Source organism: Glaciimonas soli (assembly GCF_009497155.1).
GTDB classification, from domain to species: domain Bacteria; phylum Pseudomonadota; class Gammaproteobacteria; order Burkholderiales; family Burkholderiaceae_D; genus Glaciimonas; species Glaciimonas soli.
This window is the reverse complement of the sequence record NZ_WINI01000007.1, coordinates 538,125-562,208: the sequence shown is the minus strand read 5'-3', so window position 1 is coordinate 562,208 and position 24,084 is coordinate 538,125. Positions and strand designations below refer to the sequence as shown.

The following is a 24,084-nucleotide window of genomic DNA, read 5'->3' as shown; positions in this document are numbered from 1 at the left end:
ATAATTCTTTATATCGAACTCAAGTTCGATATATCGAATATTACTCGTAGTCACAAAACATCACAAGATGAAAAATCCACCTATTCAAAATACACCGCCAGAAGTTGGTGCAACTTTACAAAAAATGCGACTCAAGCGCGGTTTGACACTTGACGATTTGTCACGTGCTGCTGGTGTATCGAAATCCATGTTGTCGCAAATAGAACGTGAAAAAGCCAATCCGACCATCGCGGTGACGTGGCGGCTGGCCAACGCTTTGGGGGTGGGAATCGAAGAATTGCTGGCTACCGAAGCCGAAGAACTGGAAACCATCCATGTTATGGATCTACATGAGACGCCGACGTTGTCGGGTACACATGCCGGCTATGTGTTGCGAATTTTGGGGCCTATGGACCTGGCTGGAAAATACGAATGGTACGAGCTCACGTTGGCGGCGGAGGGTGTATTGACCTCGAATCCGCACGATCCCGGTACCATGGAGCACTTAACTTTGTTGCAAGGCGCGATGGAAATTACGGTAGGTGATCATAAGAGAAAACTCAAACTTGGCGGGACAGCGCGTTATCAAGCTGATAAAAATCATACTATCCGTAATACTGGCAAGACTGAGGCGCGAGCGTTGATGGTGGTGATACATCGCTAGACAGAAGTTATCCCTAACACTGAAGTAACATCGATGTTGAGGTTGATATCAGGGGGAAATGCAAAACATGAACACTGTAGAAATTGAAAAAATTCATGCCGAAATCAGCAAGCTCATCGCCGAAAGTGGCATGCTGAATGCTGAAATTAGCAAAATTAATGCTGAATCACGTTGGTATCCATTTGTGGTTATCGGCGGCATTATCGCAACTACAGCCACTGTCTTGGCAGACCTCACAGTCCTGATCAAAGCGTTCCTATAATTCAGCCTCATCAGAAGCAAGTTTCTATAAGCAACTCTCTTAACAAATAAGAGTCTGCAAATAAATTTGCACAATTATTGAAACAGCGCTTGCACAAACCACTGTTTTTTCATACAGTACTGTCTGTTGAATCAAATTCCCCACCATTTTTGCCGAAAGAACCATCATGGACGATAAGAAAACCGCTGCTAATTCAGAAAAAAGCAAAGCCCTTGCCGCCGCTTTGGCGCAGATTGAAAAGCAATTCGGCAAAGGTTCGGTCATGCGCATGGAGGACGGCGCGGTAGTAGAAGAGATACAGGTAGTGTCCACTGGCTCGCTTGGGTTAGATATTGCACTGGGCGTTGGTGGTTTGCCACGTGGCCGTGTGATCGAAATTTATGGTCCGGAGTCATCGGGTAAAACCACGTTGACCTTGCAGGCCATTGCAGAAATGCAAAAATTAGGCGGCACTTGTGCATTTATTGATGCAGAACACGCGCTTGACGTTGGATATGCGCAGAAATTGGGCGTCAACTTATCCGATTTGTTGATTTCTCAGCCAGATACAGGCGAACAAGCCTTGGAAATTACCGATGCGCTAGTGCGCTCTGGCGGTGTCGATCTGATCGTGATTGACTCGGTGGCTGCATTGACGCCACGCGCCGAGATCGAGGGTGATATGGGTGATTCTTTGCCGGGCCTGCAAGCACGTCTGATGTCACAAGCGCTGCGCAAACTGACCGGCAGCATCAATCGTACAAATACCATGGTGATTTTCATTAACCAGATTCGTATGAAAATTGGTGTGATGTTTGGCAATCCTGAAACCACTACCGGTGGTAACGCGCTGAAATTTTATGCTTCGGTTCGTCTGGATATTCGTCGTACCGGTTCTATCAAATCGGGCGATGAGGTAGTCGGTAACGAAACGAAAGTGAAAGTGGTTAAAAACAAAGTCGCTCCGCCATTTAAAGAAGCGCATTTCGACATCATGTACGGTGCAGGTACTTCACGCGAAGGTGAAATCCTCGATCTGGGCTCCGATGCCAAAATCGTTGAAAAAGCCGGCGCATGGTATAGCTACAACGGCGAACGTATCGGTCAAGGTAAAGATAATGCCCGTACCTATTTGAAAGAGCGTCCGGAATTAGCACGCGAAATCGAAAACAAAGTACGCGCAGCTCTGGGTGTGCCATTGTTAGAAGCAATCTCCGCAGCGGAAACAGATAAAGCTGCTGACAAGGCAAGCAAAGCGGCAGAAAAAGCCGCAGCGAAAGAAGCAGCGGCTGCCGCAAAAGTCGAATAATTATCAACGTAAATAGCTGCTTAATGACGCCGTTCTTACTAGTGTAAGAACGGCGTTGTGCATAGTACGCTTGCTCATGCATGATTGATGAGAGCGTAATCTGGAACAATTCACACCATCATGGCGAAACCAAAAATCAGTCTTAAAGGCAGAGCGTTACGCTACTTATCGGCGCGTGAACACAGCCGCCTTGAGCTCTCACGCAAATTAATGCGCTATGCGGAAGAGGGAGATGATGTTGAGGCGGTGTTGGATTGGCTCGAGGCTTCCAATTTTTTATCGCAAGAACGTTTTTCCGAATCCTTGATACATCGTCGTGCCAGCCGTTTTGGTAACAGTCGCATTCTTGCGGAACTGCAAACGCATAACATTGCACCGGACGCGATGGCCTCTATCAAAGCCGATTTAGCCGATAGCGAAACAGCGCGTGCGCGTGAAGTCTGGCGTAAAAAATTTGATCACCCACCAAATGACAACGACGAACGCGTGAAACAGATGCGATTTTTGTTGCAGCGCGGCTTTTCTCATCGTGCTGTGCAAGCGGCCATAAAAGGTGGAGAGGATGAGGAAAATTAAAGTGTTAGCGATTGCACGGGTGCCGATGACGATAAGTAATTCAAAATAACGGGTTTGAAAATTATTGTCGTCCCGGCGAACGCTGGGATCCAAGTTGTGCAGGATGGGTTCCCGCGTTCGCGCACTGCTCAAGGGCTGAGGGCATTGCTGGGCCTGCACTAGAGGATTTTCTCCGGCTGACAAACTTAACATCCGTCATCCTCGCGAACGCGGGGATCCATGTTACTTTGCTTAACAAAGTAAAGGATAAATCTCCTCAATCTTTGTCTTTCGTAAAATGGATCCCCGCCTTCGCGAGGATGACAGTGCTCCGTTGAGGTTTTCATTACTTGCATCAATAATTTTTGTGAACTACTGAAATAGTTAACATATTTATCCCGGACAGCAGTGCGTGTTCGCGGGAATGACGGGTTTATTTTCAAATTGCTTATTTGACATTGCTAAACTCAGTAAGCGCCATAATTTCTATCGACGACTGGCAATGTTATTGTGCGTCGCACACAAATCCACCAATTATTTCTAGCTGTGCTAAACTTTTGGGGTTTTTTGCAAACCGCAGGAGCGGCAGTTACCATAGAAACTGTGGTAACGACACGCAAAGTAGACCACAACATGCCCTTATCAACCTCTATCCCCCGCCGCGCACTGAAGCATACTCGCGCCATCCATATCGAAGCATTCGTTCGTGATGATGAGCTATGGGAATTAGACGCGCATATTACCGATACCAAAACCCGTGATATTGAATTGTCTTCTGGCACTTTGCCGGCTGGACAGCCTTTGCACAGCTTGTGGCTGCGCTTAACCTTAGATCGCCAGTTCACTATTGTCGCAGTGGAAACACATTCAGAAGCCGCGCCCTATGCGAACGAATGTGAAATTTCTCCAGCCTATAATCGGTTGATCGGTTTGAATTTGTTAAAAGGCTTTCGCTACGACTTGAAGCAGCGTATGGGCGGCGATAAAGGTTGTACACATTTGACCGAACTCGCGCAGCTATTGCCGACCGCAGCGATCCAGGCATTTGGCGGAGAGCGTGATAGTGCGGGCAAGTCGGTGTTTTCCATAGAAAATCAAAAACCATTCCAGCTGGACCGTTGTCATGCTTTGCGCACGGACGGTTCGGTAGTGGCCAAGTTTTATCCAAAGTGGGCAGTCACGCATGTAGAGAAAGAGCCTTTGGAAGTAAATCTATTAGAAAAAGAAAAGTCCAGTTAGCGCACAATAAGATGCGTGAAGGATGTGTTGTATATGTGTGCTTTTATTAACACAATTATTGCTAATTTTTGCATTACAAGTTTTTGAATTACAAATCCAACCAGCAAGTTCATTTAAAACAGTGTCAGAAGGGAAGCTCGTATGAAAATTCATGAGTATCAGGGCAAAGAAATTCTTCGCAAATTTGGCGTTACCACACCACGCGGTATTCCATGTGTGACTGTTGACGAAGCAGTCAAGGCAGCGGCAACACTAGGCGAGCAAGGCGTAAAAGTCTGGGTTGTTAAAGCGCAGATCCATGCAGGTGGTCGCGGTAAAGGCGGCGGTGTTAAGGTTGCTAAAACGCTGGAACAAGTTCGCGAATACGCGAATCAGATTCTTGGCATGCAATTGGTGACACACCAAACTGGCCCGGAAGGTCAAAAAGTACGTCGTCTGTTGATCGAAGAAGGTGCCGACATCAATCAAGAGCTGTACATCAGTCTGGTGACAGATCGTGTTACACAACACGTAGCGCTGATCGCTTCAAGCGAAGGCGGGATGGACATTGAAGAAGTTGCTCATTCACATCCAGAAAAAATCCACACATACGATATCGATCCGACTGCCGGTTTGACCGATGCGCAAGCAGATGACGCTTCCCGCAAAATTGGTGTGCCAGAAGGTTCAATCGCTGATGCACGCAAACAATTGCAAGGCTTGTACGCAGCATACATGGCAACTGATGCATCATTGGCAGAAATCAATCCTTTGAACGTTACCAAAGCTGGTCAGGTGATTGCCTTGGACGCTAAGTTCAACTTCGATCCAAACGCATTGTTCCGTCAACCGGAAATCGTTGCTTATCGCGATCTGGATGAAGAAGATCCAGCAGAAATCGAAGCATCGAAATTTGATTTGGCTTACATTTCACTCGACGGCAATATCGGTTGTCTGGTGAACGGTGCAGGTTTGGCGATGGCTACTATGGACACGATCAAACTGTTCGGCGGCGAGCCAGCAAACTTCCTTGACGTAGGTGGTGGTGCGACAACAGAGAAAGTAACTGAAGCCTTCAAAATCATGTTGAAAAACCCAAATCTGAAAGCGATTTTGGTCAACATTTTCGGCGGCATCATGCGTTGTGACGTGATCGCTGAAGGCGTGATTGCTGCGTCTAAAGCTGTATCGCTCAAAGTGCCACTGGTAGTGCGCATGAAAGGTACCAACGAAGAAATCGGCAAGAAATTGTTGGCTGAATCTGGTTTGCCTATCATCTCCGCCGAAAGCATGGAAGATGCCGCGAAAGCAGTTGTTGCGGCTGCTAAATAATAAGGAATAATTATGTCGATTCTGATCAATAAAGATACAAAAGTCATTACCCAAGGTATTACCGGTAAAACTGGTCAATTCCACACACGTGGCTGCCGCGATTATGCGAATGGCAAAAACGCGTTTGTTGCTGGTGTGAACCCGAAAAAAGCTGGTGAAGATTTCGAAGGCATTCCAATTTTTGCTAACGTAACCGAAGCGAAAAAACAAACTGGCGCGAATGTTTCAGTGATTTATGTTCCGCCAGCTGGCGCTGCTGCTGCAATCTGGGAAGCGGTTGAAGCTGAACTGGATTTGGTGGTTTGTATCACCGAAGGTATTCCAGTAAAAGACATGATGCTGTTGAAAGACAAGATGGCTAAAGCCGGTAGCAAGACTTTGCTGCTAGGACCAAACTGCCCAGGTTTGATTACACCAGACGAAATCAAAATCGGCATCATGCCAGGTCATATCCATAAAAAAGGCCGCATCGGCGTGGTATCGCGTTCAGGTACATTGACTTACGAAGCGGTTGGTCAACTGACTGCACTCGGCCTGGGTCAGTCGTCAGCAGTCGGTATCGGCGGCGATCCTATCAATGGTTTGAAACACATCGACATCATGAAGATGTTCAATGACGATCCTGAAACGGATGCAGTCATCATGATCGGTGAAATCGGTGGTCCGGATGAAGCGAACGCAGCATACTGGATTAAAGACAACATGAAAAAACCAGTAGTGAACTTTATCGCCGGTGTTACTGCGCCTCCAGGCAAACGTATGGGTCATGCCGGTGCGTTGATTTCTGGCGGTGCTGATACAGCGCAAGCTAAACTGGATATCATGGAAGAATGTGGCATCCTGGCGACTAAAAATCCATCGGAAATGGGTCGTTTGTTACAAGGTTTGCTGAAAAAAGCGTAATTTCTTTCGCTTGGATCGGTTGTACAAAAAAAGGAGCCTAGGCTCCTTTTTTATTTTTAGCGCTGCATAATTGCAATGTCGTCGGTTTGTCTTGCTGTATTGGTCAGAAACTAGGAAAATACTGTGAGGCAACTATTTTGTTTTGTTGTATTATATTTTGTTAAATTGCCATCATGTTAAAGCACCTAAAGTATTCATTTTTTGCCAAGACCGATGTTGGCAGGGTGCGTCCGCAAAATGAGGATGCTATCGCCGTGCGTGAGGGATTGCAACTGGCGGTGCTGGCTGACGGCATGGGCGGCTATAACGCAGGTGAAGTCGCCAGCAATATTGCGATTACGGTGATTCCGGAAGAGGTAGAGCGTCAGTTGCAGGAAAATGTCTATCATCATCCGGACGATCAGGTAGCGTTGCGACGTATGTGTTTGATGCAAGCGGTACGCAAGGCCAATGCAGAAATTATCTCGGCCGCAAGGAATGAACCTGCCTATCGTGGCATGGGGACGACGGTGGTAGTGGCGTGGCTGCAGCAAAACGCGATCTGTATTGCACATGTTGGCGATTCAAGGGTTTATCGTTTTCGCAGTGTAGAAGTTGCGCCTGAACATGCGAAAGATGCAGTTGAAAGTACGAATGAATTTCTGCAATTAACGCGAGATCATTCAGTGTTGCAAGAGCAAATTGAAGCGGGCCTGGTTGCCCCTGATGAAGCGCTGTACGCGCTCAATCGCAACGTGATTACGCGCGCTGTTGGCGTGGATTATCAACTGATAGTGGATGTCAATGAACATCCTCTGCAAGTTGGTGATATGTATTTATTGTGTTCAGACGGCTTGTCAGATCGCTTATCGTCGGCGGAAATGAAGGCCATTATTCGGGATGCGGACGGTGATCTTGGCCTGACGTGTGACAACTTGGTTCAGGCTGCGAATGCCGCTGGCGGGCAAGATAATATTTCCGCGATTCTCATAAAAATCAGCGGCGAAGAATAAACGATGCAGAAAGATAAGAAGGCAATGGCGAAGATTATCCTTAGCAAAGGCGGTAATTTCATTCAAGAAATGGAGATTACGAAAGAGCGCACCACCATAGGTCGTCGCCCGCATAATGATCTGGTGATCGACAATCTCGGCATCAGCTCTGAACATGCCGTCATTATCACTATCTATAACGATTCGTTTCTGGAAGATCTCAACAGCACCAACGGTACACAAGTCAACGGCCATCCGATTACCAAGCATTTTTTGCAGCACAATGACGTCATTCAACTGGCCAAGCACAAACTGCTGTATTTGAGCGAGGAGGATGATCAGTCTCAATTCCCGGAGTCGTTTGTAACGTTGCCCCCCAAGCCGGAAATCCCTGCCATACCTGCTGCCATCACTGTGCTTGATGGACCCAACATCGGCAAAAAAATGCTGCTGGTCAAAGAAAAAACCACGATAGGGCGCACCGGCGTTCAGGTTGCGTGTATCGTCCGCCGTACACAGGGCTACGCTCTGGCGCATATCGAAGGTATCGCTTACCCCCGTATCAACGGTGTATTAGTCAGCGCCGGTAAACAAGTGTTGAAAAATGAAGATGTGATTGATATTGCCGGAACAATGATGCGTTTTTCTCTGCTAGAGGCATAGACGCAAGTAAAAAAATATTAAGCGGGAAGCCGGAAAAGCGTGGCGATTTCCGGCATAGCCTTAAATTGGTTACCGTTTTTCGGAAGGCGCAACGCTTTTCCGAGCTACGCTGAAACTTAAATGAAGAGTCGCATTAAGTTTTTGATAATGAAAATTTGTGAGAATACCGGTCAGGGATGACGCAGCAAGTCATTCTTTCATCGTCCTTACCGGAGATTCCATGAAAGCATTTACTCTCAAGCATAGACCACAGCTTCAGCGCGGTTTTACCCTGATCGAATTAATGATCGTCGTCGCCATCATCGGCATTCTCGCCTCCGTCGCGATTCCGCAATACAGCAAATACCTCATCAATGCCAAGCTAGCCAAAGTCGCCAGTGTTGCCAGCCCGATTAAATTGGCGATTTCTCATTACTATCAAGTCAATGGCAAATATCCTCCCGCATTAGCATCCGGCGCCGATTGGACAGAGATTGGCATTGGACAGGCAGGCGGTGCCAATGTCACTACGCGAGAAGTGCAAAGGGTCGATATTTTGGCGAATGGCGTGATTGAACTTACGCTACAAGATATCAAAGCCAATGACATAGATGGAAAAATCATCAGCTTAACGCCGACAGTGGGAGATGTTGCGATGACATGGGAGGCAAATAGCACTTCAACAGATCTAGCGGTGGCAGACGCGCTAAAAAATTGGAAATAGCACGCGACTGAGTTTCCCTCTGCAATACTCCCTCTGACACTTGTGGGAGAAGGAGCTATCCGGAGATGCATCAAGTATAAGTTGTTCTTATGATCGGTAATAAATGCGCCTGCGGGCGCATTTTTATTCCCATACAAATAAACGTAACTACAAATATTTATTGCTTATCGCAATATTTATAACTACAATAAATAAAAATAATATGTGATCTCATCAAGGATGTTGCGAACATATATAAGCATGGTATTTCATTGCGGAGTGCTGTGAAGGTCGAATGGCATACAGCGTTGCAATGGCCGGATGTGCGAAATAATTATGGCGAGCAACGCCACAGTTGTTTGGCCTGGCTCAATGGTCGTATTTATTATGTAGCTTTTGTCGATAGAGAAGAAGGCCCCGCATCATCAGTCTGAGAAAAGCCAACACACGCGAGGTGAAATACTATGAACAGCAAACGAGAAATTATTTACCCTACAGATGAAGAAGACGCCGCAATTACTGCCGCAGCCTTATCCGATCCAGACGCATTGCCATGGACAGCTGAAGAGCTGGCCAAAGTAAAACCCACTCGCGGCCCCGGCCGTCCTCTCGGCAGCGGCAGCAAAGAACAAGTCACACTACGCCTGGATACAGATATACTCGCCGCTTTTAAACGCGATGGTGATGGCTGGCAAACCAGAATGAATTTTGCGCTGGGCGAATGGCTGCGGGAACACGGTAGTAGTACGGTCAATAGCAATACAGATAAATAAGCAGACAAGCAAGGTGTTGTATTGTGTTTGTATCATGCAAAACCTGACAATCTTTGTCATCGCCACCCCGCAAATCTGACAAAAACCCTCACTTCCCGGCGATATTCCCCGTAAATATCAGTAAATTCCGATTGGCATGATGATTGCTCTAAAGGAAGGGCAGTGAAGCTTTTACCCTTACTTAATGGAGAAACAAATGAAATCTATGAAAATGATGAAACGTGCACAAAGCGGTTTTACTTTGATCGAGTTGATGATCGTTGTAGCGATTATTGGTATTTTGGCAGCTGTTGCTTTGCCTGCGTATCAAGACTATACAGTTCGCGCTAAACTTTCCGAAGTTGTTATCGCTGGCGAATCTTGTAAGACATCAGTGACTGAATATCTGCAGACTAACCAAGCATTCCCAGCTTCAGCTGACGCCTATGGATGTACATCAATTGCGACAAAGTATGTTAATCAAGTTGTTCCAAGTATTACTACGGGCCAAATCGACACGACAATTCAAGGTACAAACATTGTAGGTCTGGATACAGCTGTGCTGACTATTCAACCAACATCGGATACTGCACGCATAACGGCACTCGCTACTGGCGCTACACCTATTGCTGGATGGTCTTGTGGGTCTACCATTGCTGCGACAATGTACAAGTACTTCCCAGCAAATTGCCGTCAAAAGGTTCTTGGTGGTATCTAATGTTTTGACACTGGGCGACACACGATGTGCTGTTTTGATAATCAGCGGTAAAGAATTTTGCTACCCAGGAAGATTTGTAAATACGCCGGTTAGGATGTAAAACGATGGCAGCCGTGAGTTGTTTCGCTTGATTGTTAATATTAAAAACACCCTCGGTATTAAAGGCTCGAGGGTGTTTTTTTGTTTATTATCGAAATGTTTTTTTGCGGTGCTCGTGGAAAAAACAAATTGAATCCATTGTGAACGTTATTTGATTTTTTATTCGCGGAATATGAAAAGAGTCACTGCAAGTTTGGTGCATTTATGCATCAGTATGTTAATAGTTTCCTGTGTCCTAGCGGTGGTCATGTTGATTTGGTATCCCCGCCCATATTTTGAGGCGCTGGGGGTTGGCAAGATGCTGTTGATTATAGCTTCAGTGGATGTGACAATTGGCCCGTTGATTACGCTGATTATTTATAATCCGAAAAAAAAGTCGCTAAAATTTGATTTGACTATCGTCGCGATACTGCAAGTGATAGCTATGATATATGGCATCAGCACTGTGTTTGGCGGGCGTCCTGTTTATGCAGTTTATAACATTGATATGTTTACTTTGGTATCGGCTGTTGATATCCCTGCCGTGGAATTGAGCAAAGCACGCAATCAATCATTGCCGATTTCCGGACCTCAAATAGTTGGTGCACGCCTGCCTGATGATCGGAAAGAGCGTGATCGAATCTTATTTTCGTCTGTGCAAGGTGGCCCAGATCTGCCGCAAATGCCGCAGCACTATATTTCATACCGAGCGGTTGCTAATGACGTGAAATTGAAGATGCTGTCGTTCGATAGGCTTATGAAACGTCAGCCGAAAGCGAAAGCTGGTGCAGTGCAAGCGTTGATTGCAGAGGCACTATCGAAGAAGAGCTTAGGTATCGCTGATGTTGGTTTTGTGCCGATGCGAGCAAAGGTGCAAGATTTGACAGTGGTTGTGCGGCGAAGTGACGCTAGTATCGTCGATATTTTACAGGTCAACCCTTGGGGGGATTTATAGACCATTGTCTGATGCCCGATGGTTGATAGTGTCACAATTATCACCCCATCCCACGCCCACCATCCTCCGCCGTCGCCATCTCAAACAAATCAAACACATCCTCATACAAAAACGATTTTTTGACTGGCGCGCGGTAGAGTTTTTCACCCGCGTACGCCAGAACCTTCTGCTCGCAATCATGTTTGGTGCGAGCGATGATGGCATCGGTTTTGTCGCCGTTGATCATCTCAGCGACCCAATAGGTAAATTTCATATTTTGTCCACCTTCCAATCGCCAGACTTCCCACCCTGTTTTTCCATCACTCGCACATCAGTCATCACCATTCCTCTATCCACCGCTTTGCACATATCGTAAATCGTCAACAAGCCCACTTGCACAGCGGTCAGTGCTTCCATTTCGACGCCAGTTTTGCCGACGGTTTCCGCTTGCGCAGTGCAATGGATGCTGGCGTGTTCAGCGTCTATGCTGAAATCCACTTTGACACGCGTGAGTGCCAACGGATGGCATAGCGGTATCAAATCGCTGGTGCGTTTGGTGGCCATGATGGCGGCGATGCGGGCGATGCCGAGTACATCGCCTTTTTTTGCATTACCTGATTCTATTAATGCCAATGTCGCCGGTAGCATGCGGATGGTGCCGCTGGCGACGGCGATGCGGTGGGTATCTTGTTTTGCGCCGACGTCGACCATGTGGGCCTGGCCGGTTTGGTCGAAGTGGGTCAAGGTGGGTGTAGTTGGTGTTTTGTTGGTCATGGCCGATTTGCTAATGAAATGGAAGTTATGCTCTGCTAATATCTGCACTTACTCACCATCATATCATCGTGCTTTTATTGATTGCCGACTATGTTTTTATCATCTATTCAATTTCGACGTTCATTACTAGTCTCGCTGCTGGCAGTTTGTTGCGGCGTGACGCCATTTAGTTCGGCGCAACAAAACTTGCCTATTTTGGGCGACGCTGATCGTGGTTCTTTATCACCGCTGATGGAACGCAAACTGGGTGAAGAAGTCATGCGAGATATTCGCCGTGATCCGGATTATCTGGATGATGCACCACTGTTGGAGTATCTGAATAATTTTGGCGGTATTTTGGTCGCAGCCCGGCCGGATGTACGAGGTGAGGCGAATTTTGACTTTTTCTTTTTTGCGGTGCGTGATCCGGTATTGAATGCTTTTGCGCTACCGGGCGGTTTTATTGGCGTGCATTCTGGTTTGATATTGGCAACGCAGAGTGAATCAGAGCTGGCGTCAGTGCTGGCGCATGAAATTGGTCATGTCACGCAACGCCATATTGCCCGAATGTTGGGGAAGCAAAAAAATGATTCTTTGGTGGCGTTGGCTGCCATGCTGGTGGGTGCATTGGCGATGCGCAGCAGCGGTGATGCCGGTGCTGCCATCATGATGGGCGGTAGTAGTTACGCGATGCAGAAACAGTTGAATTTTAGTCGTGATGCTGAACGTGAAGCAGATCGCATAGGCTTATCAATCTTGAGCGACGGTGGTTTTGACACCTCGGACATGGTGGTTTTCTTTAATCGTTTGCAAACTGCCACGCGAAATTATTCTGATGTGTTGCCGCCATATTTATTGACGCATCCATTAACCTCAGAACGGATCGCTGATATCGAAGCGCGGATTCGCGATCAACGTTATAAGCAGCACGCAGATAGTCTGGATTTTCAATTGATACGTGCGCGCGTGCGGGTGTTGCAAGACAGTTCCGAAAAAGCGATGAACGAAGCGCAGCAGATTTTTGATAATCAACTGGCGCAGGGTATGAAGCAACAAACCGTCGCCGCTAAATATGGCATGGCTTTTATCGCTTTCAAGCGGAACGATTTTGATAAGGCTGAAAAGCTATTGCACGAAGCACAGGCCGCAGCTGCACCACTTAAGCCGAGTTTTATTTTGACCGACCTGGGAATAGAGATTAAGTTGGGCGCTAATCAATTTGCGGCAGCGCTGAAATTGATTCAGGCGGCGCAACATCAATTCCCATTGTCGCGTACTTTGGCGCATCAATATGCCAGCGCTTTGATTGAAAATAAGCAGGCAGAGCAGGCAATCGTCTTTTTGCGTGAACAAGCTATTTTGTATCGACAAGATCCTGATGTGCAAACCTTGTTAGCCAAAGCCTACGCAGCGCAAGGAAAGATAGCGCTGCAGAGTATGGCGCTGGCTGAAGCGTTGGTGATTAATGGTAGTTTGCAGGAGGCGATTATTCAGTTGGGGATTGCACGCAAGGCGCCGGATGCGCGGTTTTATGAGTTGTCGGTGATTGACGCGCGGGAGAGTGAGTTGAAGGAGAAGTGGAAGGATGAGCAGCAGGCGATGAAGGATAGGTAGTTGGGTTTTTCTATTGTTCTATTGTGTTAGTTTGTTGGGGTGTTACTCCGTGGCGCCGGCAATGTCGGGGGTAGCCCGACAGCTAGTCACTTTTTCTTGCTTCGCCAAGAAAAAGTAACCAAAAAGAAGGCGACCGCAGAGCCGTTGCCCGCCGTTGGCGGGTCCCCAAAATTACGATCACCATTCGGGAGGAAAGACCAACTCGCCTTCGGCTCAAACATGTCTTCCCTCTTTTTCCGAATGCTGTTCGTAATTTTGGCAACGTCCAATGCGGGTACTTCAAAAACAACTTCAAAAGCAACTTCAAAAACAACTTCAAAAACAACTTCAAAAACAACTTCAAAAACAACTTCAAAAGCAACTTCAAAAACAACTTCAAAAACAACTTCAAAAACAACTTCAAAAGCAACAGCATTGTTGATTTTTACTAGATCGCTGTTTTATGCTTTTACAAGTTCACCATCGCGCAAACGCCACAATGTTAACGGATTGTCGTCTTGCAGCGCTTGTGGCAGCAAATCTGCTGGCAAATCTTGATAACAAACCGGACGTAAGAAGCGGTCAATTGCGGTTGCGCCAACTGATGTGCCTCGACTGTCTGATGTTGCTGGGAACGGACCGCCGTGGACCATTGCATGCGACACTTCAACGCCGGTCGGATAGCCGTTGACCAGGATGCGGCCTGCTTTACGTTCCAGTGTCGGAAGTAATTTTTTTGCTAGTACATGATCCACTGGATTCAGGTGCAAGGTGGCAGTTAGTTGGCCGGATAGGTGCTCCGCTACGGCGCGCATTTCTTCTTCATTGCGGCAGGCGACGATTAATGAGCAGGGACCGAATACTTCATCTTCCAGCTGTTCGCTGGCAAGGAAAGTTGCGGCATCGGTGGCGAATAATGCAGCTTGTGCCGCGCAGGGTGCTTGTGCAATTTGGCCTTGTGCCAACAGCGTCACTCCAGCGATCGCAACAAGACGCTCAACGCCGGCAACGTAGGCTGCATGAATGCCGGGTGTGAGCATCGTGCCAGCGGCTTTAGTCTGCAGCGCGGTTGCCGCTGCCTGCTTAAATTGCGAGAGCGGTTCACCTTCCAACGCAATCACCAAACCCGGATTGGTACAAAACTGACCGACGCCCATGGTGAGCGAATCTATGAAAGCTGCGCCCATTTGTGCCGCGCGTGCGGTCAGTACATCTGGTAACAAGAACATAGGATTGATGCTGCTCATTTCAGCATATACCGGAATCGGCTCGCGGCGTTGTGCGGCTAGGCGCATCAGTGCCAGGCCACCTTGACGCGAACCGGTAAAGCCAACTGCTTTGATGGCAGGATGGCTGACTAAAGCTTGTCCTAGCTGATTGCCATCGCCGAATAGCAGGGAGAAAACACCTTCAGGCAGATTGCAACTTGCAACGGCTTTTTGAATGGCTTTGCCGACCAATTCAGACGTGCCGGGATGGGCATTGTGCGCTTTGACGACGACCGGACAACCGGCGGCAAAAGCCGCAGCAGTATCACCGCCGCCAACCGAAAATGCGAGTGGAAAATTACTCGCGCCAAACACGGCGACGGGACCAAGCGGGATTTTGCGCAGACGTAAATCACTACGCGGTGGCGCGCGTTCTGGCAGGGCAGAATCGAGTGTTGCGGTTAGCCACTGACCATCACGTACGACCTTGGCGAACAGGCGCAATTGACCAACGGTGCGACCACGTTCACCTTCCAGGCGGGCAGCAGGCAAACCTGATTCTTGCGATGCGCGCGTGATTAATTCTGGGCCAATAGCGAGAATATTGTTGGCGATTTCTTCCAGAAATTGGGCACGTTGCTCTAGCGTGGTCTCACGATAAATATCGAATGCTTGTTGCGCCAGATTACATGCCTGATCGACTTCTTTCGTTCCACCAGCACCAAAGTCCGGTGCGATTTTTTCATTGGTCGCTGGGTCGATTGCGCGAAAAGTGCGTTCTGTTCCATGCACGGCATATTGACCGATCAGCATGTTGCCTGTGATGCTCATGTTTGTTCCTTGAGTTGTAACGAATTAAACCCTTCTACCGCAGGCGGAAGAAGGGTTGGGGTGAGGGCAGCCGCGAGAATCAGACGGGTGTTGATACCGCTCATAGATTTAGTTTCGATACGTATGTCGCATGGATAAATCTTGGCAAACTCCCTCATCTCCAATCTTTCTCCAGTCCGCGGGGGAAAGGAATGCAACTGAAAAATTTTACTGCGGCCCTTGTGCCACGATCAGTGCTTTCAGCTGTTCGCGCTCTTCCGCATTTAAATCAACCAATGGTGCCCGCACTGGTCCGCCATCATGACCGACGATAGTGGCACCAGCTTTGACGATGCTCACTGCATAGCCGGCTTTTTTGTTACGGATAGCCAAATAAGGCAGGAAGAACTGGTCAATCAAGCGGTTAGTTGTTGCATGATCGTTATTGGCAATGGCGTGATAAAAATCCATCGCCGTTTTTGGGATGAAGTTAAACACAGCCGACGAATACACTGGTACGCCCATGGCCTTGTAAGGCGCGGCAAACAATTCCGCAGTCGGCAGGCCGCCGAGATAGCTGAAGCGATCGCCCAGACGGCGGCGAATAGTGACCATCAGTTCAATGTCGCCGATGCCGTCTTTGAAGCCAATCAGATTGGGACAACGTGCTGCCAATATTTCCAATGAATCAGCATTTAAACGGCAGGCGCCACGGTTATAGACGACAACGCCAAAGCTTACTGCCTTACAGACTTCTTCAACGTGTGCCACCAAGCCATCTTGTGATGCTTCAGTCAGATAATGCGGCATCAACAAAATGCCATGTGCGCCTAATCGTTCTGCTTCTTGTGCATAGGCGATCGCCACGCGAGTAGGGCCGCCGGCGCCCGCAAGAATTGGCACTTTGCCACGGCAGGTTTCGACCGCCAAACGGACGACGTCGCTGTATTCAGTTTGTGTCAGCGAGAAAAACTCGCCGGTACCACCTGCTGCAAACAACGCACTAGCGCCATAAGGTGCCAGCCATTCCAAGCGCTCAGCATAAGTCTTGGGGCGGAAATTGCCTTCGACATCAAAGTCGGTAATTGGAAAGGAAAGCAATCCAGATGAAATAATCTGCTTTAGTTCTTGCGGGCTAATGTTCATGGTCTCGATATGTAAAGTTGATGAAGGGGTGTTACTAAGTTATACGTTATCGTACAACATGAAATTTGCTAATGCAAGCAGGGTATTGATGAGTTCAGAACCAATTGTTGTTGGATTTCTAGCGTGGAGCGTTGCAGAAGTGGGGCAACTTATTTCCCTGATGTCATCATTTCTTGTGCTTTGCGCAATCGTTCGCGACTGTTGCTTAGATGGGTGCGCATGGCGGCGCGCGCCGATTCTGGGTCTTGGCGCAGGATGGCATTGTAGATATCTTCGTGTTCGTGATGGACGCGATCCAGATAGGCGCTCGGATCGTCATGCGCCAGTTTGGCCGAATTGATGCGTGTGCGGGGAATGATGGTGGTGCCGAGATGGTGAAGGATGTCGACGAAGTAACGATTGCCGGTGGCTTGAGCGATTTGCAAATGGAATTGCACGTCGGCGGCGACCGTGTCGCCCTGCGTGGCAGCGCTTTGCTCGAAGGCGTGCAGGGCAAGCTGCATTTGTTTTAATTGCTCGCTGGTGCGACGTATTGCGGCGAGACTGGCGGCTTCCGCTTCCAGGCTGATGCGTAGTTCCAATATCGCCAAAATGTCTTGCATGGTGACAATGGTGGCAGGATCGATCTCCAGGCTATCGGTATTGCCAATGCGATTTTGCGCAGATGTATCCAGCACGAAAGTGCCAATGCCGTGCCGGGTTTCGACTAAGCCGCCCGCTTGCAGATGCGAGATGGCTTCACGAATGACGGTGCGGCTAACGCCTTGCAAGCGCATCAGCTCAGACTCTGTCGGCAATTTTTCACCCGCTTTAATATTGCCGTTGCGAATGCTTTCAGATAGGTCTGATACCACGCTTTGGGCGAGATTGCGGTGTTTTTTGCGTGGGGCGTCTGATGTCGAAAATGCATTCATTCGGCGTTATTTTGTAAGGTAATTAAATATGGTTGCTAAATTATTTTGTGCTGATTATACTACGATACAAGTCATACGATAACTGATGACATATGGCAAATTTAACGCGCCATAGAAAATAATAATAAAAATAAATGGGCGATGCGCTTGCTTTTCAATCGAAAAGTCGCGTCAGCACCATGAAAACAGGAGATGTAAGTGCAAATAAATAGTGCAGAAGTGAGCGCCGTTACGGATATCAATGGTAACAAGCGGCGCGGCAACATTCGTTACATGATTTTGTTCATGCTGTTTGTTGTGACTACTTTCAACTATGCGGATAGAGCGATTTTATCGATTGCCGGTGCATTGATGAAAGATGAGATGGGTCTTAGCCCGATCACCATGGGCTATATTTTTTCTGCTTTTAGTTGGGCCTATGTGCTGGGACAGTTGCCCGGTGGCTGGCTGTTAGATCGCTACGGTTCCAAGAAGATCTACGCCGCCAGTGTTTTCATCTGGTCGTTCTTCACCATGCTGCAAGGCGGGGTGCATTATCTTGGCGTGTTATGGGCAATTCCTGCTTTATTTCTGCTGCGCTTCATGGTCGGTTTGGCCGAAGCGCCATCATTTCCCGCCAATGGTCGCATCGTCGCCGCCTGGTTTCCCACGGCTGAGCGCGGCACCGCATCAGCGGTTTTTAACTCTGCGCAGTATTTCGCAGTGGTCTTGTTTACGCCATTGATGGCATGGATCACGCACTCCTATGGATGGTCGCAAGTGTTTGTGGTGATGGGCGCGGGCGGTATGGTCTTGAGCCTGATCTGGTTTAAAACACTGCATAGTCCAAAGCAACATCCGCGTATCAGTCGTGCCGAACTGGCCTATATCGAACAAGGCGGTGGCCTGGTCGATATGGATAAAACGACAGCCAAGAGTCAGGTAAATCGCGGCGCAAAACTGGCATATCTAAAACAGCTTCTCAGTAATCGCATGCTGTTGGGAGTGTATTTAGGTCAATACTGCATCAACACCATCACCTATTTTTTCTTAACGTGGTTTCCCATTTATCTGGTACAGCAGCGCGGTATGTCCATACTCAAAGCGGGCTTCGTAGCTTCATTGCCAGCAATTTGCGGATTCCTCGGTGGGGTGTTAGGCGGGATCATTTCGGATCGCTTAATCAAGCGCGGCGTTTCTCTCACCCTGGCCAGAAAAATCCCTATCGTCGCTGGTTTGCTTCTGTCGACCAGCATGGTGCTATGCAATTACGTCGATACCCAATGGTTGGTGGTTGGTGTGATGGCATTAGCATTTTTCGGCAAAGGAATTGGTGCATTAGGTTGGGCAGTAGTTGCCGATACCTCACCCAAAGAAATCATCGGTTTGACCGGCAGTCTATTCAACATGTTCGGCAACATCGCCGGCATCACTGCACCGATCGTGATCGGCTACATCATCAAAGAAACCGGATCGTTCGATCTGGCCTTGGTGTATGTCGGAGCCAATGCGTTGGTAGCCGTGTTTAGTTATCTGGTGATTGTGAAAGATATTAGGCGGGTGGAGTTGAAGCCGATTTAAAAATAAAGAACGTGAAAATAAAACAGAAATAGTTGAAGCAACAAGACTGTAGATTTTGATGTTGTTTTTGACGTACCTCGCATTGGACGTTGCCAAAATTACGGGCGGCATTCGGAAAAAGAGGGAAGACATGTTTGAGCGCAGCGAGTTGGTCTTTCCTCCCGAATGCCGCCCGTAATTTTGGGGACCCGCCAACGGCGGGCAACGGCTCTGCGACCGCCTTCTTTTGGGTTACTTTTTCTTGGCGGAGCAAGAAAAAGTGACTAGCTGTCGGGCTACCCCCGACATTGCCAGCACCACCGAGTGACGACCGTATTAGCTACAGACAGCATCACTAAATCAAAATCGAGATAACAATGAGCACCAAGCCACTCTACATCACCATGCACGCCAACGACAACGTAGCCATCGTAGTCAACGACGGCGGCCTGCCAGCCGGCACCGTTTTCCCGAATGGGCTAACGTTAAAAGAGCGCGTACCACAAGGTCACAAAATCGCATTATGCGATCTGGAAGAGGGGCAACCCATCATCCGCTACAACGTCACCATAGGTTACGCCACACGTGCCATTCTACAAGGCAGCTGGATAGAAGAATCCCTGGTGCGTATGCCGCCTGCACGCGAGCTGACGAATCTACCCATCTCAACGAATATTGCGGCATCGGCAGCGCCATTGGAAGGTTATACCTTTGAAGGTTTTCGCAATGCAGATGGTACAGTCGGCACGCGTAATATTCTGGCGATCAGCACCACTGTGCAATGCGTCTCTGGCGTAGTCGAGCACGCAGTAAAGCGCATTAAAGAAGAGTTGTTGCCAAAGTATCTCCACGTCGACGATGTGATTGGTCTTGAGCATACCTACGGTTGTGGTGTCGCGATTGATGCGCCGGGCGCTGAAATACCAATCAAGACGTTGCGCAATATCAGCATGAATCCGAATTTTGGCGGACAAGCGATGGTCGTCAGTCTTGGTTGCGAAAAATTGCAACCATCCCGGATGTTTCCTAAAGGTTCTATCCCGATTCAAAGCGCCGACGACAATGGTGATGTTCGCGTGGTTTGTTTGCAAGATCAGGAGCACATCGGCTTTAACGCCATGATCGCTTCCATCATGCAAACCGCCGAGGAACAATTAATCGTGCTTGATAAACGTCGTCGGGAAACTTGCCCCGCATCCGAGTTAACGGTTGGCGTGCAATGCGGTGGGAGCGACGCATTTTCTGGTGTAACAGCTAATCCAGCGGTCGGTTTTGCCAGCGACTTGTTGGTGCGTGCCGGTGCCACTGTCATGTTTTCCGAAGTGACTGAGGTGCGAGACGGTATTGATCAATTAACTTCGCGCGCCATCAATGCTGATGTAGCGGAAGCGATGATTCGCGAGATGGCATGGTATGACAATTACCTGACCAAAGGTGGCGTCGATCGCAGCGCAAACACTACACCCGGCAATAAAAAAGGCGGGCTGGCCAACATCGTCGAAAAAGCTATGGGCTCTATCGTTAAATCCGGCAGCAGCCCGATTGTTGGCGTGTTGTCGCCAGGCGATAAAGTTAAACAAAAGGGTTTGATCTACGCCGCGACACCCGCCAGTGATTTTATTTGCGGCACGTTGCAACTGGCCGCAGGCATGAATTTACATATCTTCACAACTGGACGCGGCACACCTTATGGTTTGGCTGCAGTGCCCGTTATCAAGGTGGCGACTCGCGATGATTTGGCGCGACGCTGGCATGATTTGATGGACATAAATGCTGGCCGTATTGCCAGTGGTACGGCGACGATTGAAGACGTTGGCTGGGAGATGTTTCACTTTATGCTGGACGTCGCCAGCGGCCGAAAAAAAACCTGGGCCGAGCAATGGAAATTACATAATGCGCTGACCTTGTTTAATCCCGCGCCAGTGACCTGAAAAAGCGATGTAGTTAAATCAGATAATCGCATAAAAAATGCACGAAGATGCATGAACAAGAGCAAATAAAAAAACGGTAAAACCATACAAATCATTATGGAGACGTCAGCATGGAATCTAAAAAAAAACCGAAAATACTTAGCTATTTAACAAAAAAATTGCGTCAGAAAAAGCGAATAACTTTTGCCAGTGTAGTGGCGTTCGCTATCGTTTTGGCCGGATGCAGTGGCGGTACCGGCGCCACAGGTGCTGCTGGTGTTCCTGGCGCTAATGGCGCGGCTAGCATTACGCCAGGACCATCGGGCGCGCAAGGAGCTACAGGTCCCGTTGGTCCTGCAGGTTCTGATGGCGCATCAGGTACTCCCGGTACCACCGGCGCTACAGGCCCTGCTGGTCCTGCAGGTTCCGATGGCGCATCGGGTACTCCTGGCGCAGACGGTACTAACCGTGAGGCCGGATATAAAGTTGGGTTGACTACTTTTGATCCCGCGTTACCACCAAAACCCGCGTTGCCGAGCGCCGATAAAGTTTGTAGCACGTTGACCGCCAATATCATGCAATTGCCAAACGGATTACCACCAGACAGCGCGGATGATCCGGCTTTGGGTGCGGCTAACAGCGCACCCGATACAACGCGGATCCAGACTGCACTTAATAACTGTGGCGCAGGTAATGCCGTCAGGCTGGTGACAGGACAGAGCGGTAATGGTGGATTTATTTCCGGGCCGTTGACATTGCCTAGTGGCGTGACCTTGTGGATAGATAAAAGTGCGACTCTCTACGCATCACGCGATCCACGCCAGTTTGACAAAGTTGCTGGCACACCGTCTTGCGGCGACACTTTCAGCGGCAGCAGTGGTTGCCTCGCTTTGATTACCGCAACTGCTACCAGTAATAGCGCCGTCATGGGCGACGGCACAATCGATGGCCGAGGTGGCAGTCGTTTGCTTGCTACGGCGGTCGATAATAAAGGCAATCCATTTTTGCGCGGCGACGGTAGCAATGTCAGTTGGTGGGATCTTGCGTGGCGCGCCAATAAAGTGGGGGATGCTGGCACCTCGCAAGGTAATCCGCGTCTGATACTTTCTACCTACAGCAATAATTTCACGGTGTATAAAATCAGGTTGCAGAATTCGCCGAACTTCCACATCGTCACCAGTGGCAACGATGGTGTTCTGGTATGGGGCCTCAAAGTGAACACGCCGAGCAATGCGTATCAACAGATGACCAATTATCTTGGTCAGCCTTACAGTGTTGATACGGCCAAAAATACCGACGCATTCGATCCCGGTGGTGCTGCACCGAAGACGATTAATAAAGTTGCCTACTCTGGTTTTAGTAACAATGTGGTACTTGCTTATTCTTTTATAAGCACAGGAGACGATGATTTTTCGCCAAAAGGCAGCTATCCAAACAGCAATCTCACGGTAGCGCATAACCATTTTTATAGCGGTCATGGCGTCTCGATCGGCAGCGAAACCAATGGCGGCGTCAGCAATATGCATGTCTACGACAATTCTTTTGACGGTGATGGCACCATCGAAAATCAAGGCTTGCGAATTAAATCCGATGCTAGCAAAGGTGGATTGGTGACAGGCGTGATCTATGAAAATATTTGTATGCGCAATCTCACCTTGCCGTTGGTTTTCGATGCGTATTACAGCACTAATACGGGAAGCAATATCCCTAATTTTCAGAATGTTTCTATTAACGGCCTGAACATTGTCGGTGGTGGCAGGCTGACCATGCGTGGCTATGACGCAGCACATACGCTACAGATTGCTTTTGATAATGTTGTTGCGTCAGGCGCGTTTACTTTTACCGCATCGCCATTAGCCGATGTGCATCCGCCGTTTTCGAATGCACAAATAACGGTAGGGCCCAATCGCATGGATTTGCCGTTTCTGGCATCGGCGGCGAACAATGTCAGCGTGACGAAAATCGTGGGAACAGCGTCTGCCTTGCCCGTTGATTGCAGTCATGCGTTTGTATCATTTCCATTGTAATTTTTTGAGGACTTACGCGAAACAGAGTTGCGCAAGTCCTATTTTTTTCACCCGGCGGGAGAACCCAAGTTGAAAATTCAGCAAACTCTTTTAACACTTACGCTTGTAATCATGAGCCTACAACCTGTTGTCGCCAAAACTATGGTGTATCTGTCAAACGCGGATAGCCGTGACATTTATGTGATGGAATTAAACCCACAGGACGGTAGCTTGTCTTTGGTAGAAAAAGTGCCAACCGGCGGTACGGTGATGCCGTTAGCGATCAGCCCCAATCATGAGTTTTTATACGCGTCGTTACGCTCAGAACCTTATTCAGTGAGCAGCTTTTCGATTGATCCGAAAAATGGCAAATTAGATTTGCTCTCGACCGTACCACTAGCCGATAACATGGCTAATCTGGCGACGGATAAAAGTGGCCACTTCTTATTGGCAGCGTCCTATTTGGGTAACAAAATTTCCGTTAACCCTATCGGCCAAAATGGTGAAATAAAAACGCCGCCTGTGGAAGTGATTAACACCGGAAAAAATGCGCATGCGATCGCGACCGATCCGAGTAACACACATTTATTCGCCAGCAATCTCGGTAGCGATGTGATTTTACAATTTAAGTTTGATTCAGTGACAGGGCGTGTAACGCCGAACACTCCGCCATCTGTTGCCACCAAAGCGGGTGCTGGCCCACGCCATTTTGTTTTTGATACCAAAGCACGTTTTGTCTATAGTACGAATGAACTAGACGGCACGCTTAACACTTATCGCTATGATGCCGTTACCGGTACCATGACCTTGCTGGTGACGGATTCATTGTTACCACCCGATTTCAAAGGTGGTGCGTTAGCACCAGCGGATATTCATCTGACACCAGATGGTCGGTTTTTATATGCGTCTGAGCGTACCTCCAGTACGTTAACCGGGTTTTCCGTGAATCCTGATAGTGGGAAATTAACACTGATCGGAAGTACTCGCACTGAGACTCAACCACGCGGTTTTAACATTGATCCGAGTGGTCGCTTTTTGTTGGCTGTCGGGCAAAAATCGAATGGTGTGAGCAGTTATGCGATTGATCAGGAGACTGGTACGTTGAAACTATTGCATCAATATCCGGTGGGGAAAAATCCTAACTGGGTTGAGATGATTGAATTGAAGTGAGCGGATAACTCTTTATGATCCCACTTGAAAAGAATC

At 48.4% G+C, this 24,084-nt stretch carries 24 protein-coding genes and 1 pseudogene; 20 read left to right on the top strand and 5 right to left on the bottom strand.

Going from position 1 to position 24,084, the window contains the following annotated elements; all coding sequences use genetic code 11:
- Window positions 1-67 precede the first annotated feature (67 nt).
- From GEV47_RS14760 to tfpZ, 14 genes and pseudogenes are all read left to right on the top strand, one after another.
- Window positions 68-643: a helix-turn-helix domain-containing protein gene (locus GEV47_RS14760; protein WP_153235502.1), complete on the top strand. Its 576-nt coding sequence runs from the start codon at window positions 68-70 to the stop codon at window positions 641-643.
- 67 nt (window positions 644-710) lie between these two features.
- The gene (locus tag GEV47_RS14755; RefSeq protein ID WP_153235501.1) at window positions 711-905 is read left to right on the top strand and encodes a hypothetical protein; all 195 of its coding nucleotides are present in this window, start codon (window positions 711-713) and stop codon (window positions 903-905) included.
- Between the two features lie 166 nt (window positions 906-1,071).
- Window positions 1,072-2,193: a recombinase RecA gene (gene recA / locus GEV47_RS14750; RefSeq protein ID WP_153235500.1), complete on the top strand. Its 1,122-nt coding sequence runs from the start codon at window positions 1,072-1,074 to the stop codon at window positions 2,191-2,193.
- A gap of 120 nt (window positions 2,194-2,313) precedes the next feature.
- Window positions 2,314-2,769, top strand: a complete 456-nt coding sequence (recX, locus tag GEV47_RS14745; protein WP_153235499.1) for a recombination regulator RecX — start codon at window positions 2,314-2,316, stop codon at window positions 2,767-2,769.
- A gap of 612 nt (window positions 2,770-3,381) precedes the next feature.
- The gene (locus tag GEV47_RS14740; RefSeq protein WP_153235498.1) at window positions 3,382-3,987 is read left to right on the top strand and encodes a DUF2889 domain-containing protein; all 606 of its coding nucleotides are present in this window, start codon (window positions 3,382-3,384) and stop codon (window positions 3,985-3,987) included.
- A gap of 135 nt (window positions 3,988-4,122) precedes the next feature.
- Window positions 4,123-5,298 (top strand): annotated as a pseudogene (sucC, locus tag GEV47_RS14735) (ADP-forming succinate--CoA ligase subunit beta); the annotation flags it as partial.
- 12 nt (window positions 5,299-5,310) lie between these two features.
- Entirely contained in the window at window positions 5,311-6,201 is an 891-nt protein-coding gene (sucD, locus tag GEV47_RS14730) for a succinate--CoA ligase subunit alpha (protein ID WP_153235496.1), read from the top strand.
- A 173-nt stretch (window positions 6,202-6,374) separates the two neighbouring features.
- Window positions 6,375-7,193: a PP2C family protein-serine/threonine phosphatase gene (locus GEV47_RS14725; RefSeq protein WP_153235495.1), complete on the top strand. Its 819-nt coding sequence runs from the start codon at window positions 6,375-6,377 to the stop codon at window positions 7,191-7,193.
- A 24-nt stretch (window positions 7,194-7,217) separates the two neighbouring features.
- Window positions 7,218-7,835 (top strand): FHA domain-containing protein, encoded by a 618-nt coding sequence (locus GEV47_RS14720; RefSeq protein ID WP_153235677.1) that lies wholly within the window; start codon window positions 7,218-7,220, stop codon window positions 7,833-7,835.
- Between the two features lie 220 nt (window positions 7,836-8,055).
- A complete protein-coding gene (locus tag GEV47_RS19605) occupies window positions 8,056-8,538 on the top strand; it encodes a pilin (RefSeq protein ID WP_153235494.1) in 483 nt (160 codons plus the stop codon).
- 263 nt (window positions 8,539-8,801) lie between these two features.
- Window positions 8,802-8,951: a BrnT family toxin gene (locus GEV47_RS14710; RefSeq protein ID WP_322741653.1), complete on the top strand. Its 150-nt coding sequence runs from the start codon at window positions 8,802-8,804 to the stop codon at window positions 8,949-8,951.
- Window positions 8,952-8,981: 30 nt separating this feature from the next.
- Window positions 8,982-9,290 carry a BrnA antitoxin family protein gene (locus tag GEV47_RS14705; protein ID WP_153235493.1) on the top strand — a complete coding sequence of 103 codons (309 nt, stop codon included), beginning with the start codon at window positions 8,982-8,984 and terminating at the stop codon, window positions 9,288-9,290.
- A 214-nt stretch (window positions 9,291-9,504) separates the two neighbouring features.
- Complete coding sequence (locus GEV47_RS19735) at window positions 9,505-9,987, top strand: pilin (protein WP_153235676.1); 483 nt, start codon at window positions 9,505-9,507, stop codon at window positions 9,985-9,987.
- A 250-nt stretch (window positions 9,988-10,237) separates the two neighbouring features.
- Window positions 10,238-11,020, top strand: coding sequence for a TfpX/TfpZ family type IV pilin accessory protein (gene tfpZ, locus GEV47_RS14695; protein WP_153235492.1), 783 nt, complete (start codon window positions 10,238-10,240; stop codon window positions 11,018-11,020).
- Window positions 11,021-11,060: 40 nt separating this feature from the next.
- Here tfpZ and GEV47_RS14690 read toward each other — a convergent pair whose 3' ends face one another.
- Entirely contained in the window at window positions 11,061-11,273 is a 213-nt protein-coding gene (locus tag GEV47_RS14690; protein ID WP_153235491.1) for a hypothetical protein, read from the bottom strand.
- Complete coding sequence (gene moaC, locus GEV47_RS14685) at window positions 11,270-11,773, bottom strand: cyclic pyranopterin monophosphate synthase MoaC (protein WP_153235490.1); 504 nt, start codon at window positions 11,771-11,773, stop codon at window positions 11,270-11,272. Before moaC ends, GEV47_RS14690 begins: the two co-directional genes overlap by 4 nt.
- A 90-nt stretch (window positions 11,774-11,863) precedes the next feature.
- Here moaC and GEV47_RS14680 point away from each other — a divergent pair, with 90 nt between their 5' ends.
- Window positions 11,864-13,366, top strand: a complete 1,503-nt coding sequence (locus GEV47_RS14680) for a beta-barrel assembly-enhancing protease (RefSeq protein WP_153235489.1) — start codon at window positions 11,864-11,866, stop codon at window positions 13,364-13,366.
- A 268-nt stretch (window positions 13,367-13,634) separates the two neighbouring features.
- Window positions 13,635-13,787, top strand: coding sequence for a hypothetical protein (locus GEV47_RS19405; RefSeq protein ID WP_194270671.1), 153 nt, complete (start codon window positions 13,635-13,637; stop codon window positions 13,785-13,787).
- Between the two features lie 19 nt (window positions 13,788-13,806).
- On the opposite strand, the gene GEV47_RS14675 is transcribed toward GEV47_RS19405, so the two are convergent.
- The 3 genes from GEV47_RS14675 to GEV47_RS14665 all read right to left on the bottom strand — a co-directional run bounded on the left by GEV47_RS14675 (window position 13,807) and on the right by GEV47_RS14665 (window position 17,423).
- Window positions 13,807-15,384, bottom strand: coding sequence for an aldehyde dehydrogenase (NADP(+)) (locus tag GEV47_RS14675; protein ID WP_153235488.1), 1,578 nt, complete (start codon window positions 15,382-15,384; stop codon window positions 13,807-13,809).
- Window positions 15,385-15,591: 207 nt separating this feature from the next.
- Window positions 15,592-16,509 carry a 5-dehydro-4-deoxyglucarate dehydratase gene (kdgD, locus tag GEV47_RS14670; RefSeq protein WP_153235487.1) on the bottom strand — a complete coding sequence of 306 codons (918 nt, stop codon included), beginning with the start codon at window positions 16,507-16,509 and terminating at the stop codon, window positions 15,592-15,594.
- Window positions 16,510-16,658: 149 nt separating this feature from the next.
- Window positions 16,659-17,423 carry a FadR/GntR family transcriptional regulator gene (locus tag GEV47_RS14665; protein ID WP_153235486.1) on the bottom strand — a complete coding sequence of 255 codons (765 nt, stop codon included), beginning with the start codon at window positions 17,421-17,423 and terminating at the stop codon, window positions 16,659-16,661.
- 273 nt (window positions 17,424-17,696) lie between these two features.
- On the opposite strand from GEV47_RS14665, the gene GEV47_RS14660 reads away from it, so the two are divergent.
- The 4 genes from GEV47_RS14660 (at window position 17,697) to GEV47_RS14645 (ending at window position 24,048) form a co-directional block, all read left to right on the top strand.
- Complete coding sequence (locus GEV47_RS14660; protein ID WP_153235675.1) at window positions 17,697-18,983, top strand: MFS transporter; 1,287 nt, start codon at window positions 17,697-17,699, stop codon at window positions 18,981-18,983.
- A gap of 356 nt (window positions 18,984-19,339) precedes the next feature.
- On the top strand, window positions 19,340-20,893 hold the full coding sequence (garD, locus tag GEV47_RS14655; RefSeq protein ID WP_153235485.1) for a galactarate dehydratase: 1,554 nt from the start codon (window positions 19,340-19,342) through the stop codon (window positions 20,891-20,893).
- 110 nt (window positions 20,894-21,003) lie between these two features.
- Window positions 21,004-22,899, top strand: a complete 1,896-nt coding sequence (locus tag GEV47_RS14650; RefSeq protein ID WP_153235484.1) for a glycoside hydrolase family 28 protein — start codon at window positions 21,004-21,006, stop codon at window positions 22,897-22,899.
- A gap of 111 nt (window positions 22,900-23,010) precedes the next feature.
- On the top strand, window positions 23,011-24,048 hold the full coding sequence (locus GEV47_RS14645) for a lactonase family protein (protein ID WP_153235483.1): 1,038 nt from the start codon (window positions 23,011-23,013) through the stop codon (window positions 24,046-24,048).
- Window positions 24,049-24,084: the final 36 nt, after the last annotated feature.

Bases quoted from the DNA above. Each gene is read 5' to 3' on its own strand.
- GEV47_RS14760 (WP_153235502.1), top strand. From the start codon at position 68: ATGAAAAATCCACCTATTCAAAATACACCGCCAGAAGTTGGTGCAACT.
- GEV47_RS14755 (WP_153235501.1), top strand. From the start codon at position 711: ATGAACACTGTAGAAATTGAAAAAATTCATGCCGAAATCAGCAAGCTC.
- recA (WP_153235500.1), top strand. From the start codon at position 1,072: ATGGACGATAAGAAAACCGCTGCTAATTCAGAAAAAAGCAAAGCCCTT.
- recX (WP_153235499.1), top strand. From the start codon at position 2,314: ATGGCGAAACCAAAAATCAGTCTTAAAGGCAGAGCGTTACGCTACTTA.
- GEV47_RS14740 (WP_153235498.1), top strand. From the start codon at position 3,382: ATGCCCTTATCAACCTCTATCCCCCGCCGCGCACTGAAGCATACTCGC.
- sucD (WP_153235496.1), top strand. From the start codon at position 5,311: ATGTCGATTCTGATCAATAAAGATACAAAAGTCATTACCCAAGGTATT.
- GEV47_RS14725 (WP_153235495.1), top strand. From the start codon at position 6,375: ATGTTAAAGCACCTAAAGTATTCATTTTTTGCCAAGACCGATGTTGGC.
- GEV47_RS14720 (WP_153235677.1), top strand. From the start codon at position 7,218: ATGGCGAAGATTATCCTTAGCAAAGGCGGTAATTTCATTCAAGAAATG.
- GEV47_RS19605 (WP_153235494.1), top strand. From the start codon at position 8,056: ATGAAAGCATTTACTCTCAAGCATAGACCACAGCTTCAGCGCGGTTTT.
- GEV47_RS14705 (WP_153235493.1), top strand. From the start codon at position 8,982: ATGAACAGCAAACGAGAAATTATTTACCCTACAGATGAAGAAGACGCC.
- GEV47_RS19735 (WP_153235676.1), top strand. From the start codon at position 9,505: ATGAAACGTGCACAAAGCGGTTTTACTTTGATCGAGTTGATGATCGTT.
- GEV47_RS14690 (WP_153235491.1), bottom strand. From the start codon at position 11,273: ATGAAATTTACCTATTGGGTCGCTGAGATGATCAACGGCGACAAAACC.
- moaC (WP_153235490.1), bottom strand. From the start codon at position 11,773: ATGACCAACAAAACACCAACTACACCCACCTTGACCCACTTCGACCAA.
- GEV47_RS14680 (WP_153235489.1), top strand. From the start codon at position 11,864: ATGTTTTTATCATCTATTCAATTTCGACGTTCATTACTAGTCTCGCTG.
- GEV47_RS19405 (WP_194270671.1), top strand. From the start codon at position 13,635: ATGCGGGTACTTCAAAAACAACTTCAAAAGCAACTTCAAAAACAACTT.
- GEV47_RS14675 (WP_153235488.1), bottom strand. From the start codon at position 15,384: ATGAGCATCACAGGCAACATGCTGATCGGTCAATATGCCGTGCATGGA.
- kdgD (WP_153235487.1), bottom strand. From the start codon at position 16,509: ATGAACATTAGCCCGCAAGAACTAAAGCAGATTATTTCATCTGGATTG.
- GEV47_RS14665 (WP_153235486.1), bottom strand. From the start codon at position 17,423: ATGAATGCATTTTCGACATCAGACGCCCCACGCAAAAAACACCGCAAT.
- GEV47_RS14660 (WP_153235675.1), top strand. From the start codon at position 17,697: ATGATTTTGTTCATGCTGTTTGTTGTGACTACTTTCAACTATGCGGAT.
- garD (WP_153235485.1), top strand. From the start codon at position 19,340: ATGAGCACCAAGCCACTCTACATCACCATGCACGCCAACGACAACGTA.
- GEV47_RS14650 (WP_153235484.1), top strand. From the start codon at position 21,004: ATGGAATCTAAAAAAAAACCGAAAATACTTAGCTATTTAACAAAAAAA.
- GEV47_RS14645 (WP_153235483.1), top strand. From the start codon at position 23,011: ATGAGCCTACAACCTGTTGTCGCCAAAACTATGGTGTATCTGTCAAAC.